This is a genomic window from uncultured Neisseria sp. (genome assembly GCF_951230505.1).
GTDB lineage: Bacteria > Pseudomonadota > Gammaproteobacteria > Burkholderiales > Neisseriaceae > Neisseria.
Genome location: NZ_CATNVN010000041.1, coordinates 1 through 14,325 on the forward strand (window position 1 = coordinate 1; position 14,325 = coordinate 14,325).

The following is a 14,325-nucleotide window of genomic DNA, read 5'->3' on the forward strand; positions in this document are numbered from 1 at the left end:
GTCTGAAACAATCTAATGTTTCAGACGGCCTTTTTATGAAATTAAAATTACTAGAGCTAAGGGGAAGGTCTTTATTCGCAATTTAAGCCTTTTGTTTTTTCAGCGAATGTATCCATGGCAATTTGGCACATGCGTTCACGTTGGCCTACGTCGGCAGCAGGCAGGATTTGGCGCAGGTATTTTGTGTTGTCGCGTTGGAACGATGCTTTATCGCCTGCTTTTTGGTAACACGCATCTGCGCGGGTAAAATATTGCTGGCAGATTTTCGGCAACTCTTCAAAGGATAAAGGTTTGCTTTTGTGCATGCCGTGCGCGGAGACGGAGAGGGAGGAAAGGGCGCACAGCGCGATGATTAAGGTTTGGGAAATGGTTTTCATGATCAGCCTGTTTATTGAAGTGGTATTTAAATCAATTGTTCGCCCCAGTGCAGCTTTTGGCGCAGGGTTTTGAAGTATTGGTAATCGGTGGGATGGAGGACGCGCAAGGGATTGTGATAGCGGCGGATGATGATGCGGTCGAAGTTTTGTACGTCGATATGGGATTGTCCGTCAAAGTGCGCGCGTGCGTCGCCGCTTTTGGTGATGAGGATTTCGATCACGCTGGTGTCAGGGATGGCAATCGGGCGGTTGGTCATGGATTGCGGGCAGATGGGCACGAGTGTGAAGGCGTGCAGGCCGGCCTGCATGATGGGGCCGCCGGCGGCAAGTGCGTAAGCGGTCGAACCTGTCGGTGTGGAAATAATCAGGCCGTCCGAACGTTGGGTATAGACAAATTCTTGATTGATAAAGACTTCAAATTCGATCATTTGGCCTGCGCCGCCACGAGAAAGTACAGTGTCGTTGAGAGCTAGGGCGCGTTCGATGGTTTCGCCGTCACGAATGATACTGGCTTCAATGAGGATGCGCTCTTCGGGCAGATATTTGCCTTCCAGTACGGGGCGGATGCCTTCAACCATGGTGTCGCGTGAGATTTGGGTGAGGAAGCCCAAGTGGCCTTGATTGATGCCGATGATGGGGACGGCGCGCGGGGCAACTTCGCGGGCGGCGGAGAGGAAAGTGCCGTCGCCGCCGAGTACAACGACGAGGTCGCAGTATTTGCCCAGCTGGGCTTTGTTTACGGTTTCGCAGTAGGCGGAATCTTGGATATAGACGCAGTGCTCTTCTACGCTCAATTCATCCAGATAGATGGTGAAGCCGTTTTCGCGCAGAAAAGAAACCAATGTGTGGACGGTATCTTGAATTTCGGGCGTATTGGGACGCGTAACGATACCGATGTTTTTGAATGGGCTTTTCATGATAGTGGCCGTCTGAAATTAAGTGTCTAATCTATCCAGATATCGCGCTCGAGGCGGTCGAGGCGTTCGTTTAGGCGGGCAACGTCGTCACGCAGTTTGTCCACTTCTTCCAACCATGCGGCAAGCGTGGCTTGGTCGATAACAGGGGATTCGGGTTCGCGTGAAAAATCGCTGATTTGCTCGGCAATGCTTTTGCCGATTTTTTTCATGGTGCGGCCGATGTCGCCGGCGCGCGAGCTGATGCTTTCTGCGGCCACATGACCGAATACACGCGCCAAATCTTCGCTCGGATAATAGCGCAGTCCACCCAAAATAGGAAGGACGGACATGCCCAATACCAAGTCGCCTTCGAGGCTGATGTCGCCCACGCCGGGCTGGCCGCCTTGGAGGATTTTTTGGATGGCGCTGTTGTGGAATGTGATGTTGGTGTCGGCGGTTTCGTGTGCGGTTTCAAGAAAACCTTGTTCGCTGATGCGTCCGGTCAGTCTGAAACCGGTCAGGCTGATGCAGATGATGCTGCCTGCAAATTCAGACAGCTCGCGCTGTTGCTCTGGATTTTGCTGTATCAGGTGGTTGATAAGGGGAAATAGGGCGGACATGGTTTACTCTAAATGCCGTCTGAAACGGATTAATGGGTTGAGTCGCAATTTTACAGGCTTAGCCCGTCTGCGCAAACGGTATTTACAATTTTGCCGTTGCTTTTGTCATCAACGATGAAATCAGGAGCCGGCAGGCCGAGTTTGGCCGCTTCGGCAGTATAAAATTCGGCCCGGCTTGGGTGGAGGGGTTCGACAATATTGCGGATGCGTTTGCCGTCTGCTTGGCAGGCCGTCTGAAAAAGGACTTGGACGGCAAGATCCTTATGAAGAATATTGATGGGTCGATTGCCGCCTTGAATGCGTGTTTTTTGAACCAGCTTGGTAACGGGATGACGTTCGGCAGAATAAAGTCCGCCCAGTCGCAGTATGTCGATATGGGGGACGGCGCTTTTCAGCAAGGCTTGCTCGATTGTGAGGATTTGACGGGCGGATTCGGTTTGCGGATCGGGAGGTGTAATTTCATCGCATATGCGTGCTTGGTCGCCATACACGCTGGTGCTGCTGGTAAAGATGATGTGTTGTACCTTAGATTGCTCGGCAAGTTGAATCCATTTTTTTAGGGTATCGGCGTAATGGTTTAATGACGAAGGCGGAAGCAGGCAAAACCATGTCGGCTTGTTGATATGGTTTTGCCACAAGGCCGAACTGTGAAAAATATCGTCTTGATTCAAATCGATGATGTCGAGTTCAATCGGCAGATTGATGTCGTCAGAGGTCAGGTTGCGTTTGACGGCGGCTACCTGACTGCCTTGTTCATAACATTTTTGCGCCAGCGGAAGGCCGAGATAGCCTAAGCCGAGAATGGAAATATCGGGAAGGTGCATAAATAAAGCATCCGAAAATTAACAGGCCGCCTGAAAATAGCTTTAACTTGGTTAAAGCCACGTTTTCAGACGGCCTTTGTATGGAAAAATTAATGGTTGCTGCCGATTTTTTGGTCGAATTCAGCGCGGTGTTCCGGCAGGAGGTAAGGGCGCAACAGGCTGAGTGTGCGGCTGATGCCCCGTACTTTTGAATCTTCGGTCAACTTGGCGCGACCGCGCAGGGAGCTGTCGAAGTCGAACCAGTATTTCGTTACCATCCACATATTGACGGCGAGGTCGTTCATAGCGGTTTGGTCTGCGCTGATGATGTTCAGACCGTTGAGCTGGGTCAGCAGGTTGACCAACAGTGGGGACACTTTGGCTTGGGTAAAAGTATTGTGCTCGCCCAATAATTCGGCACTGCGGGCAAGCAGGGTATTCACATCGCTGAAGAGGAAACGGTATTCCCACATCACATCATAAATACCGGCCATGTAGTTGATGGAGTCTTCCACATTAGACGGCAACACAGCTTCGTTAAGGTAGACAAGCAGGGCCTCGCTGTAACGTTTGAACAATTGGACGATGATTTCGTCTTTGTTGCGGAAATGGTAGTAGAGGTTGCCCGGGCTGATGCCCAAGTGGGCGGCAATGTGGTTGGTGCTGATATTGCGCTCGCCTTCTTCGTTAAACAAGGCGAGGCTGGCATTGATGATTCGTGTGTAAGTGTTGACTTTAGCAATGCGCGGCATGGGATACACTCCTTTGTTTTATAGGCTGTATGAAGTCGGCAGCCAGTTGGGTTCTGCGTGTAATTCTACCTGAAATTGAGTAAATACTGTATTACAAACATATTGTGCCAGCTGGTGGACATCTTGCGCGGATGCATTGTTTTTATTCACCAAAACCAAAGCCTGTCTGTCATGCACTGCCGCACCGCCGATCTGATGGCCTTTCAGACGGCATTGGTCAATCAGCCAGCCGGCCGCGAGTTTGACCGAACCGTCAGGCTGCGGATAGCGTGGCATATTGGGGTATTGCTGCAACAAATCGGCAGCTTTTTCAGCGCTGACAACAGGGTTTTTAAAGAAACTTCCGACATTACCAAGTACGTTAGGATTAGGCAGTTTACTGTTGCGGATTGCACACACTGCGTCGGAAACATCTTTGGCCGTTGCTTCTCGGCCTTGGCTCAGTTCAGCAACCGCTGCCGCCAAATCGCCATAGCCCAAGTTCGGCACAAAATGCTCTTTCAACGCAAATAAGACCGAAACAATCACATAACGGCCTTTGCCTTCCTGTTTGAATAGGCTTTCACGATAGGCAAAGTCACAGTCGGCATTGGAAAGCTCGACAAAGGTGTCCGTATCCAAATCAAAGCAGCGTACGCTATGGATAACATCTTTGACTTCAACGCCGTATGCACCGATGTTTTGTACCGGAGACGCGCCGACCGTGCCCGGAATCAGGCTGAGGTTTTCCAACCCGCTTAAACCCAGTCCAACCGTATGCAAAACAAAATCATGCCAAATTTCCCCAGCCTGAGCTTCGATATAAACCAGGCCATCTGAACACTCAATTTCGCGTATTCCCTTGTTTTCCATATGCACAACCAGACCGGCGTAGTCCTCCATCAAAAGGATATTGCTGCCGCCGCCGAGCCATAAAACAGTATCTCGGTCGAACTCGGGCAGTCGGACGATGTCGCGCAACTCGTCGGAATGTTTTAGTGCAACAAATGCTTGGGCTTGGGTTTTCAGGCCGAAAGTGTTGTAAGGGGTAAGGTCGGTTTGGTATTGGATGGGTTGCATGGGTTTAACTTTAAAATAGGAATTCGTTGATTAAATGGCGCAATCATTGGAGAAAGACTGCTTGTATTTTTCAGACGGCCTTATGTGATTTGACCATCTCTTTACTGCAAAGCTCCAAGCACCATACCAATGCAATGGCGGCAATCGTCAGCGAAACGGTCAGCGCGGTCCAGAAGCCGTAAATACCCATATTGGCATGATAGGCAAGCAGGTAGCCGGGCAACAGGCCGCAACCCCAGAAAGCCACGGCATGGATGAACATCGGCATTTTGGTCACTTTATAGCCGCGCAGCGCATATGAAGCGATACATTGGGTGGCATCTGCCAGTTGGAATAGGGAGGCGAAAAATAAAACAGTCGCGGCAATGCCTAATACGGCTGCATCGTTGGTGTACATACCGGCCAACTGAAAGCGAAAGATGACCAAGAGCAGCGCGGTGCAGGCAGCAAGCATCCAGCCCAACACCAGCGACACGCCTGAAATATAACGCGCCCGCAAAAAATCGCGCCGCCCGAGCGAAAAGCCAACGCGTACCGTGCTTGCCGAGCCAACGCTTTGCGGAACCATATACAAAATACCCGACAGGCTGATGACGACTTGTTGTGCGGCGACATAATCCTCGCCGAATGGCGCCACCAAAAAGACGATAAACGAAAACGCGCTGGCTTCTAGAAAATAAGACAAGCCGATGGGGGAGCCGATTTTCCAAATCTGTTTGAAAGCCGTCAAATCGGGTTTGCCGATTTTTGCCGTCAAACCAAACGGACGGAAGAATTTTTCTTTGGCGATATAAAGCCACAAAGCCAATGCGCTGAACCAAAATACCGCCGCCGTTGCCACGCCGCAACCTGCGCCGCCCAAAGCAGGCATACCGAATTTGCCGTAAACAAACACATAGTTCAGCGGCACATTCAACACAAATGCCGCGAAGCTGACCAACATAATCACGCGCGGACGGTTCAAGCTGGAGGCATAAGCGTGCAGGGCGCGGTGTATCATGGCGGCCGGCATTGCCAAGCTGGTGAAGAACATATATTGCGCCATCGTGTCTTCGACATAATCGTTCAATGTCAGCCAATGACGGAACGGCGTAATCATCGCCCACATCAACAGCATGCCGAATATGCCCAAACACAAGCCAAACCAAATGCCCTGCATTCCTGTTTTGCCGACTTCTTCGGTTTTACCTGCGCCGTACAACTGGGCAATCATCGGGTTCAACGCCGCCATCACGCCCATAAAGGTAATGTAAATTGTTGAGAAGGCGCTGCTGCCCAAAGCCACCGCAGCCAAATCTTCCTTGCCTGCGCCACCGGCCATTACTGTATCGACAAAACCAATGCCCACTTGTGCCACTTGCGCCAACAGCATAGGCAGGGCGAGGGCGGTAAGCAGGCGGGTTTCTTTTAAGAAAACAGGAAAGGCAAAGCGGTTGAGGTTCAGTAGCATAAGTGTGTGTGGATTGAGGATAAAGGCCGTCTGAAACAGAAACGTAAAATTATAAAGGGTAATGCTGATAAGCAGGCAATATGTTGTTTAATCGATAAATTTTTCAGACGGCCTTAAATGTCGGATGTCTTTTTACTGCTTCTAACCAGCTGTCCGGCGTTTGAAACTGCATCAGGCCGTCTGAAAGCGAAACCGCAGCTTGGGTAGTCGAAGCGCGGGTCAGTTTTTCGTTGGTTTCAACATCGTAAATGGTGTAATCGATACGCAGGCAGCTTTCGATTTCAATGATGTCCATATCAACGCGGATTTTTTGGCCGAAACGGGCAGGGCGGATGTATTTGAGGTTCATCTGCACAATCGGCCAGCTGTACCCTTGCCGTCCCATTTCGTTGTAGTCGTAACCGATGGAAGATAGAAAAGCACAACGCGCGGTTTCAAGGTATTTGACATAGTTGCCGTGCCACACGATGTGCATGGCATCTACGTCAAAAAAAGGAACTTCGGTTTCAAAGCTGTGTTGGCAGTAGATGTGTTTTTTCATGGTTTAAAAGAGTGAATGTGATGGTTTCAGACGGCGTCTTCGCCCCAAAAATCATAAAAATTGAACCATTGTAGCGGATTTTGCGCACATTCTTGCGCCAAAATGTCGGCAAAACCCTGCATCGCGTCTTTGACGGCAGCCTCACGGTTGCCGCGTTTCCAGCTGGAGGTATCGGTAAAGCGGCGCAGTTTCAAATGATAGCGGCCGTTTTGTTTGACGCAAAACAGCGTGTTTACCTGCGTTTTTAGAAGCGCAGCCAACAGCCATGCACCTTGCGGCATAGGGGCGGTATGGCCTAAGAAATTAATGTCGGCGGTTTTCTCGCCGCGTACAGGCACGCGGTCGGCCGCGATGGCAATCCATTCGCCGTTTTCGATACGGCTGTTCAATTCCATCATCAGGGTGGTGTCCAAATCTGTTACTTGAATCAGACGGATATGATCTGCACCGGCTTTTTGCAATGCCTCGTTAAATGCCTGCGCGTGTTTGCTGTGCACCAATACGTTGAGTCTGAAATCTTTATGGTGCGACACCAGCGCACGGCAAACTTCGGTATTGCCCAAGTGCGAACAGGCAAAAATCTGGCCGCGTTCGTTGCGCTTGATTTGCGAATAGATGTCGTCCGGATCTTCAATCACCAAATCTTCATAACGGATTTTGCGTTGCCACACGGCAAAACGGTCGCAAACCGCTTCGCCAAATGCGACGAATTGTTTGAATACGCTGTGTTTCGGCAGGACGATATGGGGAAAGGTCGTCTGAAGACGGGTTTGATAGCGTAAGACATGACGGCGCGGTTTGGGCGCGGTTGCATAAAAATACAGCACCACAAACCAAATGCACGGCCTCATGAAAAAAGCCGGCAGATAGCGCACCATCAGTGTGGTCAGAGTGAGAAACAGGCGGCTGCCGCGTTCGGGTTGTGCCGCCCAATGGGTTTGTTTATGGTTGGTCATGGTTTCAGACGGCCTTTCCGAAAACTTTGCCCAATCGGTGTTTTAACATACCGAAAAAAAGCCGTGTGTGCATTTTGCTGATGCGGACATTGTCGGCAAAGGCATCGAAGTGGGACACGCCGTCGGCGGCGTATTGGATGGGTGTTTTAACCCAAACCGGTTTGACGCCGCGCCAGTACAGGCGGATAAGGATTTCCGTGTCGAAGTCCATACGGTCGCCTACGGTTTCTTCGCGGACGACGGATAGCGCGGGTGCAAGCGGATAGAGGCGGAAGCCGCACATGCCGTCTTTGATGTCGCATGACCAAGTGTGCAGCATATTCCAAAAGTCGGTAATTTTGCGTCCGTAAAGCCGTGCTTTGGGCGCGTCATCGCCGTATTGCGGCCAGCCGCAAACAACGGCTTCGGGGTTTTGTTCTGCTGCTGCGAGGAGTTTGGGTGTGTCGTTTAAGCAGTGTTGGCCGTCTGCATCAACCTGCAAGACGTGGGTATAACCATGCTCTTCGGCGTATTCCAAACCGGTTTTGACCGCTGCGCCTTTACCGCCGTTGATGGGGCGGTAAAGGACATCGATGCCGTCTGAAACCAAAGCCTGCAATACAGGTTTGCATTCTTCGCGTGAACCGTCGTCCACAATTAAAACGTTTAAACCGAAGCTGCGCATGGTTTCGGCAACGTGGCTGATGGTGGTCGGGTGGTTGTAATGTGGAATGAGGGCCAGGGTTTTCATCAATATTCTTTAGGCGACGTTAACACAATGTAGAGTATAGCAAATAAACATGCCATAGCGTTTGAAAAGGCCGTCTGAAACGGCGCTGACAAAATCGTTTGATTTCGTTTTTCACTGTTTCAGACGGCCTTTGGTATGCCCTTAATTCAGCATTGTACATAACCGACATCAAGGCATAAATCATGGAACTCGTTGAGTGTGCTGCGGTGTCCGATGCTGATGATGATGCTGTCGGGCAGTTTTTGTTTCAGTGCGCGGTAGAGCAGGGCCTCGGTCGGTTCGTCCAAGGCGGCGGTGGCTTCGTCGAGGAGGATGACTTTGGGCTGCGAGAGCAGGGCGCGGACGAAGGCGACGCGTTGCAGTTCGCCCGGGGAGAGTTTATGTTGCCAGTCATCGGTTTTATCTAATTTATCAACCAGATAACCTAATCGGCAGGTGTTCATGGCTTCGGCTAACTCGGGATGCTGTTTATCGATGTCGGGGTAACAAATCGCATCGCGCAGACTGCCTTGCGCCGTGTACGGGCGTTGCGGCAGGAAAAGGATGTCTTGGTGCGGCGGATGGCTGACTTTACCGCTGCTGCCGAAAGGCCAAAGTCCAGCCAGTGCACGCAGCAACGAAGTTTTGCCGCAACCGCTCGGGCCGCGTATCAGTAGGGAATTGCCGCTTTTGAGGTTGATATTGATGCCGTCTAATAAAACTTCGCCGTTGTGGCGGTATAGGGCAACGTTTTCTAAGATCAGGCCGTCTGAAACTTCGGTAAGCTCGGGTTGTTGTGCGGCGTGTTTTTCTTCCGTGCTTAGCAAAAAGCCGTACAGACGTTCCAATCGGGCGCGGTAGGCAGTGAATTTGTTGTAGAACATCCGGAAGAAAGACAGCGCGTTTTGCAGTCGTGCGAATGCTTGGACGGTTTGCTGGATGTCGCCGATTTTGATTTGTCCGGCAAACAGGCGCGGGGCTTGCAAAATAATCGGGAAGAGTTTGATGCCGTTGGTAAACATATCGTTAAAGCCGCTCAGGCAGACGCTTTGCCGTGCAATGCGCCAACGGTTGCGGATGATGGCTTTGAAGCGGTCGGCAAGCTGGTCGTGTTCGTGTTTTTCGCCGTTGTAAAACGCGACGCTTTCGGCATGGTCGCGCACGCGGACAAGGGAATAACGGTAGTCGCCGTTGAGTTTTTCGTTTTCATAATTAAAACGAATCAAAGGGTTGCCTATCCACATGGCGATAAAGGTCGCCAAAATCACAAACATATAGACAAACCAAACGATGCCGTGCGGAATATCGAAGCCGAACACGGTCAGGATGCCCGCCAAACCCCACAAAACAACGGCAAATTCCAGCGAGGTAACGACCGAATTGACCATGCCGCGCACAAATTCAATGGTCGAAGCAATGAATTCCTGTGCGTCCTGTTGGATACGCTGGTCGATATTGTCCGGCGCGTGACGGCGCATTTGCAGGCGGTAGTAGTTTTTGTCGGCAAGCCAGCGCGAAGTCAAAACTTCATTGAGCCGCTCCGACCATTTAATCGCCAAGCCTTGATCAAGAAAGTCGTTAACGACGTTGTTAAACGCCCGTATCAACACCACGCCCGCATTCATCGCTGCAAACATCCAAAACGCGGAGGCATTCAAATCCTGCATCGAGTCGTAAAGCCCTTTGGACATAAAGGTACTCAACACATTCAACCGCACTTCGGTCAGCAGCAGCGTAATCATCGCCGTAATCAGCAGTAATACTTTAACTGCACTTTTCGGCGTCAGACACAGCCGCAGGATATAGCTGAACTCGCGCCCGAAGCGCGTGTTGCGTGCAAAAAACAGAATCACCGCCGAAGCTGCGGCGACCATCAACAAGGTCTGCACCAGCCAAGACGGTGAGGAATAAAGCTCGGTTTGCCATTTTTGCATGGGTGTATTCTCTGAAAGGGTCGTAAAGGCCGTCTAAAATGACGGCAAATTTATGGAATTATGATCACTATGAAAATAGTTTTTCAAACTGTTGTATTTTTGTATTTACAAACAGTTCTTATTTGTTTTTGTGGAAAGTAGGAATCTTATCAAATATAATCGCAAAGCTAAATTACTTTGTAATTTTTTACCCGATATAAGAATTATTAATGTTTCAATTCAGAAGGAATTTATGAACAGCAAATTAGCCCTGATGCCGCTTATGGTTGCAAGCGCATTCACCTACGCCGCCGATGAAGCAACCCCTGCTCCCGAAGCCCATGCAGAAGTGCAGGAAGTCAAAGTCCACGCCGACGCCAAACGCGTGAAGGCCGCACGTTCTTATTCCATTGCCAGTGACGGCGATATGCGCGACCGTGTGAATTTGGGCGTGTTGGGTAAAGCCAATGCCTTTACCGCGCCGATTACCGTGGTCAATTACGACGAAAAAGCCCTCAACAACACCGAAGCGCGTACTTTGGTGGATGCCGTAGCGAAAAAAGACGCTTCGACTTGGCAGTTTGGCGGCGAAAGTAATACTTTGACTGGTCTGTACTTCCGCGGTTACCAACTTGATGCGCGCCAATTCAGCGTCAATGGTTTGGCCGGTATGTACGGCACGCAAGGTACGGCCAGCGTGCAAGTCGGCTCCGCGCAACTGATTAAAGGCGCGTCCACCGCCGTAAACGGCATGGACCCTGAAGGCGCGGTATCCGGTTCCGTCAATATCGAAACCAAAAAAGCCGCCGACGAAGGCAACCGCAAAATCGGTTTGGGCTGGTTCAGCAACAACCGCGCCCAAGGCACGTTTGACTTGGGCCAACGCTTCGGCGAAAACAAAGAATTCGGCGTGCGCGCCAACGGCAAACTGCGCCACGGCGACACCCCGCGCCACGGTTACAGCGAAGACAATAAAGAATTTGCCTTGAATGCTGACTACCGCGGCGAAAAACTGCGCGTGGCGTTCGATTCCATCTACGCGAAACGCAAAACCAACAGCGGCCGCGCGCGTATGCAGGACATTCAAAACCTGCAAGGCCGTCTGTTTGATGCACCTGACGGTAAAACCAACCTGCTGCCTTCTTGGAACTGGCAAAACACCGTCGGCCAAACCAATATGCTGACGTTTGAATGGGATGCGTTCGACAATGCACAGATTACAGGCGGTATCGGCTACAACAAAGCGCGTTATTACGGTACGCTGATTTCCCCTACTGTATGTTTGAATGCCACCAGTACTTGTACCGATGTGCAAAACACAAACGCCAGCGGCAAAGTAACGGCCCGCAACTATGACTACAACACCGGTACGGCCCGTCTGACCGACCAATACTTCCGCACTTTAAGCATGAACCTGTCTGCGCGAGGCGAATTTGAAACCGGCCCTGTAACGCACAACTGGAGTACGGCTTTTGACCGCGTTATCCGTCAACGCGCCACTACGCGCGGTTTGTCAGCAGGTAGCAGCAGCGCGAAAATTTCTGCAAGCGGCGATATTGCAGCGCAACTTGATTCTTTCCAACCGGACTATGCAACCGATTGGGAAAGCTCTGCCAATCTTGATGCCAATATCAAAGTCAACAGCTTGGCTTTGTCTGACACACTGGGTTTTGCCGACAACAAATACCGTCTGACTTTGGGCGGTCGTTTCCAAGCGGTTGAATATACCGATAAAAAAGCAGGCCAAAGCGGCGATGCCAAACGCTTCAGTCCGATGTTGATGGTTGCATGGGTGCCGCAGCCCGATTTGGTGGTATACGGCAACTATATGGAAGACTTGGAGCCTGCCGATATCAAAACCGACGATGACGGCAATACCACCATGTCCAAACCGCGTGTCAGCCGTCAGTTTGAAGTGGGTGTGCGTAAAAACTGGGGTAATTTCGTGACCACGTTGAACGCGTTCCAAATCAAACGTCCGGGCTACTGGCGCGGTAATACTGCCAAGGGCACTGATTTTGCTGCGTACAAAGCTATTGGCGGCGCGGCCGGCGACGAGCAAGGCATGGAACGTAATCGTGGTATTGAGTTTAATACCTATGCCAATTTGTTGAACAATACCTTGCGTCCAAGTTTTGGTCTGATGTACCTGCAATCAACCGTGAAAAATTATCCGAACGCAGCCGACAATCTTGTTAACGGCGTGCAAGTTGCCAATCCGCGCGTGATCGCCAAAGCAGGTGTGGAATGGGATACACCGTTTGCCAAGGGCTTGACCTTGAACGGCAATGTTTCGTATTTCGGCAAGTCTTACCAAGACACGCAAAAACAATACGCCTTCCCATCTTACACTTTAGTTGACGTAGGCGCGCGCTACAAAACCAAACTCGGCAAAAATACTTTAACCGTCAGCAGCTCGGTAGAAAACCTGTTCAACAAAAACTACTGGCAGGTACAACGCGGCCAATACGACCGCAGCTTCGCCGTCGTCGGTATGCCGCGTACTTATTGGCTGAAAGCGGAATTGGATTTCTAATCTGATTTCGGTTTGACCGTAATAGCAGGCCGTCTGAAAGGGAATGATAAAAAGCAAGAATTTGTTTTTTATCCCTTTTCAGACGGCCTGATTTGATTGCCTTATGTTTTTTGCTTGAAAAATCTTACATGTTTTTTATGGATTTCACGCGAAACAAGGTTAATATTCCATTTTCACAATACATCATTCGAGAAGACATATGAAAAAATCCATCAAACTCACCCTGTGCGCCCTCGCAATCTCACTTTCCGTGCAAGCGCAAGCGGTTACCCATGCCGTGATTGAAACCAATATGGGCAACATCCAACTGGAGTTGGATGAAGTCAAAGCGCCGAAAACTGTGGCAAACTTTGTCAATTATGCCAAAAAAGGTTTTTACGACAACACGATTTTCCACCGCGTTATCGACAATTTTATGATTCAAGGCGGCGGATTTACCGAGAAAATGGTTCAAAAATCCACCGATAAAGCCATCAACAACGAAGCAGACAACGGCTTGAAAAATAACGTCGGCACCATCGCCATGGCGCGCACCGGCGATCCGAATTCAGCAACCAGCCAGTTCTTTATCAACACAGCCGACAATGACTTTTTGAATTTCAAAAGCAAAACCCCGCAAGGCTACGGCTATGCCGTTTTCGGTAAAGTCACTTCCGGCATGGACGTGGTCCGTAAAATCAGCAAAGTAAAAACAGCGACACGCGGTTTCCACCAAGACGTTCCAACCGAAGCCGTGATTATCCGCAAAGTCAGCATCAAATAATTTTGATTGTTTGAACCCAAACAACAGGCCGTCTGAAACATTCAGACGGCCTGAATTTATTTATTTGATAATAAGCAGCAATTTGGGCGATAATTCAGCATCTACAATTTAAGGAGTCGATTATGCAAACCCGCCTGCCTTTTTTCAGCGTTGTCCGTGTCAGCGGTGAAGACAGGGCTTCATTTCTTCATGGTCAATTATCCAATGATATTAATAATTTAGCTTCCGGTCAGGCATGTTACGCCACATACAATACGCCTAAAGGCCGTGTGTTGGCGAATATGTTGGTCGTCAATCGCGGAGAAGATTTACTGTTGGTCATGGCGCAAGATTTGACCGAAGCCATCGTCAAACGTCTAAGAATGTTTGTCTTGCGTGCAAAAGTCGTCTTCGAGTTGATGCCCGATTTAGCAGTCAGCGGCGAGTTGGCAGACAATGCAGAACCACATCCTGCTGCCGAACCGCAACTGTCTTTTTCAGCCCAAATTCAAGAAAACACCGTAGAAATTGCCTTGCCGCACACAGGCCGTCTGAAAATTTCAGCAGCCGAAAACGCAGCCGAATATCAGGTAGGAGCCGAAAACGCGTGGAACCTGCACGAAATCCGCAGCGGCTATCCGTGGATTTGCGCCGCAACCAAAGAAGCGGCTGTTGCCCAAATGCTCAACCAACACATCATCGGCGCAGTCCATTTCCGTAAAGGCTGCTACCCCGGCCAAGAAATCATCGCCCGCGCCCAATACCGAGGCCAGGTCAAACGCGGTTTGGCCGTATTAAGCGGCGATTCTTTGGAAGCCACCGGTATTGCAGTTAAAGTCGGCGAAGAAGAAGCAGGCGTCATCCTCAATACAGCACTGACTGAACAAGGCAGCCTAAGCCTTGCAGTTATCAAGTTTTCCGCAGCAGAAGCAGCATTGACCGATGCAGACGGTAATGCTTTGAAACAGGAA

The 14,325-nt window shown here is 50.3% G+C and carries 14 protein-coding genes; 3 read left to right on the forward strand and 11 right to left on the reverse strand.

The genetic code is table 11. From position 1 onward, the window contains the following. Positions 1–71: 71 nt before the first annotated feature. The 11 genes from Q1M25_RS04220 to Q1M25_RS04270 form a co-directional block, all read right to left on the reverse strand. Positions 72–377: a hypothetical protein gene (locus Q1M25_RS04220; RefSeq protein WP_003746349.1), complete on the reverse strand. Its 306-nt coding sequence runs from the start codon at positions 375–377 to the stop codon at positions 72–74. 26 nt (positions 378–403) lie between these two features. Then, a complete protein-coding gene (locus Q1M25_RS04225; protein ID WP_003746351.1) occupies positions 404–1,294 on the reverse strand; it encodes an NAD(+) kinase in 891 nt (296 codons plus the stop codon). Between the two features lie 26 nt (positions 1,295–1,320). Then, on the reverse strand, positions 1,321–1,893 hold the full coding sequence (locus Q1M25_RS04230; protein ID WP_101755172.1) for an SCP2 domain-containing protein: 573 nt from the start codon (positions 1,891–1,893) through the stop codon (positions 1,321–1,323). Between the two features lie 50 nt (positions 1,894–1,943). Beyond that, complete coding sequence (locus Q1M25_RS04235; RefSeq protein WP_300482101.1) at positions 1,944–2,717, reverse strand: SDR family NAD(P)-dependent oxidoreductase; 774 nt, start codon at positions 2,715–2,717, stop codon at positions 1,944–1,946. An 89-nt stretch (positions 2,718–2,806) separates the two neighbouring features. After that, a complete protein-coding gene (locus Q1M25_RS04240; protein WP_004519965.1) occupies positions 2,807–3,448 on the reverse strand; it encodes a TetR/AcrR family transcriptional regulator in 642 nt (213 codons plus the stop codon). 18 nt (positions 3,449–3,466) lie between these two features. Beyond that, a complete protein-coding gene (murB, locus tag Q1M25_RS04245; protein ID WP_300482106.1) occupies positions 3,467–4,507 on the reverse strand; it encodes a UDP-N-acetylmuramate dehydrogenase in 1,041 nt (346 codons plus the stop codon). 70 nt (positions 4,508–4,577) lie between these two features. Further along, entirely contained in the window at positions 4,578–5,957 is a 1,380-nt protein-coding gene (locus tag Q1M25_RS04250; protein ID WP_300482109.1) for an MATE family efflux transporter, read from the reverse strand. A 103-nt stretch (positions 5,958–6,060) separates the two neighbouring features. Further along, positions 6,061–6,498: a thioesterase family protein gene (locus tag Q1M25_RS04255; protein WP_070748028.1), complete on the reverse strand. Its 438-nt coding sequence runs from the start codon at positions 6,496–6,498 to the stop codon at positions 6,061–6,063. Positions 6,499–6,524: 26 nt separating this feature from the next. Further along, a complete protein-coding gene (locus Q1M25_RS04260; protein WP_300482113.1) occupies positions 6,525–7,454 on the reverse strand; it encodes a glycosyl transferase family 2 in 930 nt (309 codons plus the stop codon). 4 nt (positions 7,455–7,458) lie between these two features. Continuing rightward, positions 7,459–8,184 (reverse strand): glycosyltransferase family 2 protein, encoded by a 726-nt coding sequence (locus Q1M25_RS04265; RefSeq protein ID WP_300482116.1) that lies wholly within the window; start codon positions 8,182–8,184, stop codon positions 7,459–7,461. 146 nt (positions 8,185–8,330) lie between these two features. Then, positions 8,331–10,097: an ABC transporter ATP-binding protein/permease gene (locus tag Q1M25_RS04270; RefSeq protein WP_300482119.1), complete on the reverse strand. Its 1,767-nt coding sequence runs from the start codon at positions 10,095–10,097 to the stop codon at positions 8,331–8,333. 232 nt (positions 10,098–10,329) lie between these two features. Between Q1M25_RS04270 and Q1M25_RS04275 the strand changes: the two genes are divergently transcribed. The 3 genes from Q1M25_RS04275 to Q1M25_RS04285 form a co-directional block, all read left to right on the forward strand. Further along, a complete protein-coding gene (locus tag Q1M25_RS04275) occupies positions 10,330–12,612 on the forward strand; it encodes a TonB-dependent receptor (RefSeq protein WP_300482122.1) in 2,283 nt (760 codons plus the stop codon). Positions 12,613–12,811: 199 nt separating this feature from the next. Then, positions 12,812–13,375, forward strand: a complete 564-nt coding sequence (locus Q1M25_RS04280) for a peptidylprolyl isomerase (RefSeq protein ID WP_300482124.1) — start codon at positions 12,812–12,814, stop codon at positions 13,373–13,375. Between the two features lie 122 nt (positions 13,376–13,497). Further along, positions 13,498–14,325: folate-binding protein YgfZ (locus tag Q1M25_RS04285; protein ID WP_300482127.1), on the forward strand; the 828-nt coding region annotated here is incomplete at its 3' end.

What these genes read in the sequence shown, in the direction of transcription:
- Q1M25_RS04255 (WP_070748028.1), bottom strand. Translation starts at nt 6,498, where the DNA reads ATGAAAAAACACATCTACTGCCAACACAGCTTTGAAACCGAAGTTCCT.
- Q1M25_RS04270 (WP_300482119.1), bottom strand. Translation starts at nt 10,097, where the DNA reads ATGCAAAAATGGCAAACCGAGCTTTATTCCTCACCGTCTTGGCTGGTG.
- Q1M25_RS04250 (WP_300482109.1), bottom strand. Translation starts at nt 5,957, where the DNA reads ATGCTACTGAACCTCAACCGCTTTGCCTTTCCTGTTTTCTTAAAAGAA.
- Q1M25_RS04260 (WP_300482113.1), bottom strand. Translation starts at nt 7,454, where the DNA reads ATGACCAACCATAAACAAACCCATTGGGCGGCACAACCCGAACGCGGC.
- Q1M25_RS04275 (WP_300482122.1), top strand. Translation starts at nt 10,330, where the DNA reads ATGAACAGCAAATTAGCCCTGATGCCGCTTATGGTTGCAAGCGCATTC.
- Q1M25_RS04220 (WP_003746349.1), bottom strand. Translation starts at nt 377, where the DNA reads ATGAAAACCATTTCCCAAACCTTAATCATCGCGCTGTGCGCCCTTTCC.
- Q1M25_RS04235 (WP_300482101.1), bottom strand. Translation starts at nt 2,717, where the DNA reads ATGCACCTTCCCGATATTTCCATTCTCGGCTTAGGCTATCTCGGCCTT.
- Q1M25_RS04240 (WP_004519965.1), bottom strand. Translation starts at nt 3,448, where the DNA reads ATGCCGCGCATTGCTAAAGTCAACACTTACACACGAATCATCAATGCC.
- murB (WP_300482106.1), bottom strand. Translation starts at nt 4,507, where the DNA reads ATGCAACCCATCCAATACCAAACCGACCTTACCCCTTACAACACTTTC.
- Q1M25_RS04230 (WP_101755172.1), bottom strand. Translation starts at nt 1,893, where the DNA reads ATGTCCGCCCTATTTCCCCTTATCAACCACCTGATACAGCAAAATCCA.
- Q1M25_RS04265 (WP_300482116.1), bottom strand. Translation starts at nt 8,184, where the DNA reads ATGAAAACCCTGGCCCTCATTCCACATTACAACCACCCGACCACCATC.
- Q1M25_RS04225 (WP_003746351.1), bottom strand. Translation starts at nt 1,294, where the DNA reads ATGAAAAGCCCATTCAAAAACATCGGTATCGTTACGCGTCCCAATACG.
- Q1M25_RS04280 (WP_300482124.1), top strand. Translation starts at nt 12,812, where the DNA reads ATGAAAAAATCCATCAAACTCACCCTGTGCGCCCTCGCAATCTCACTT.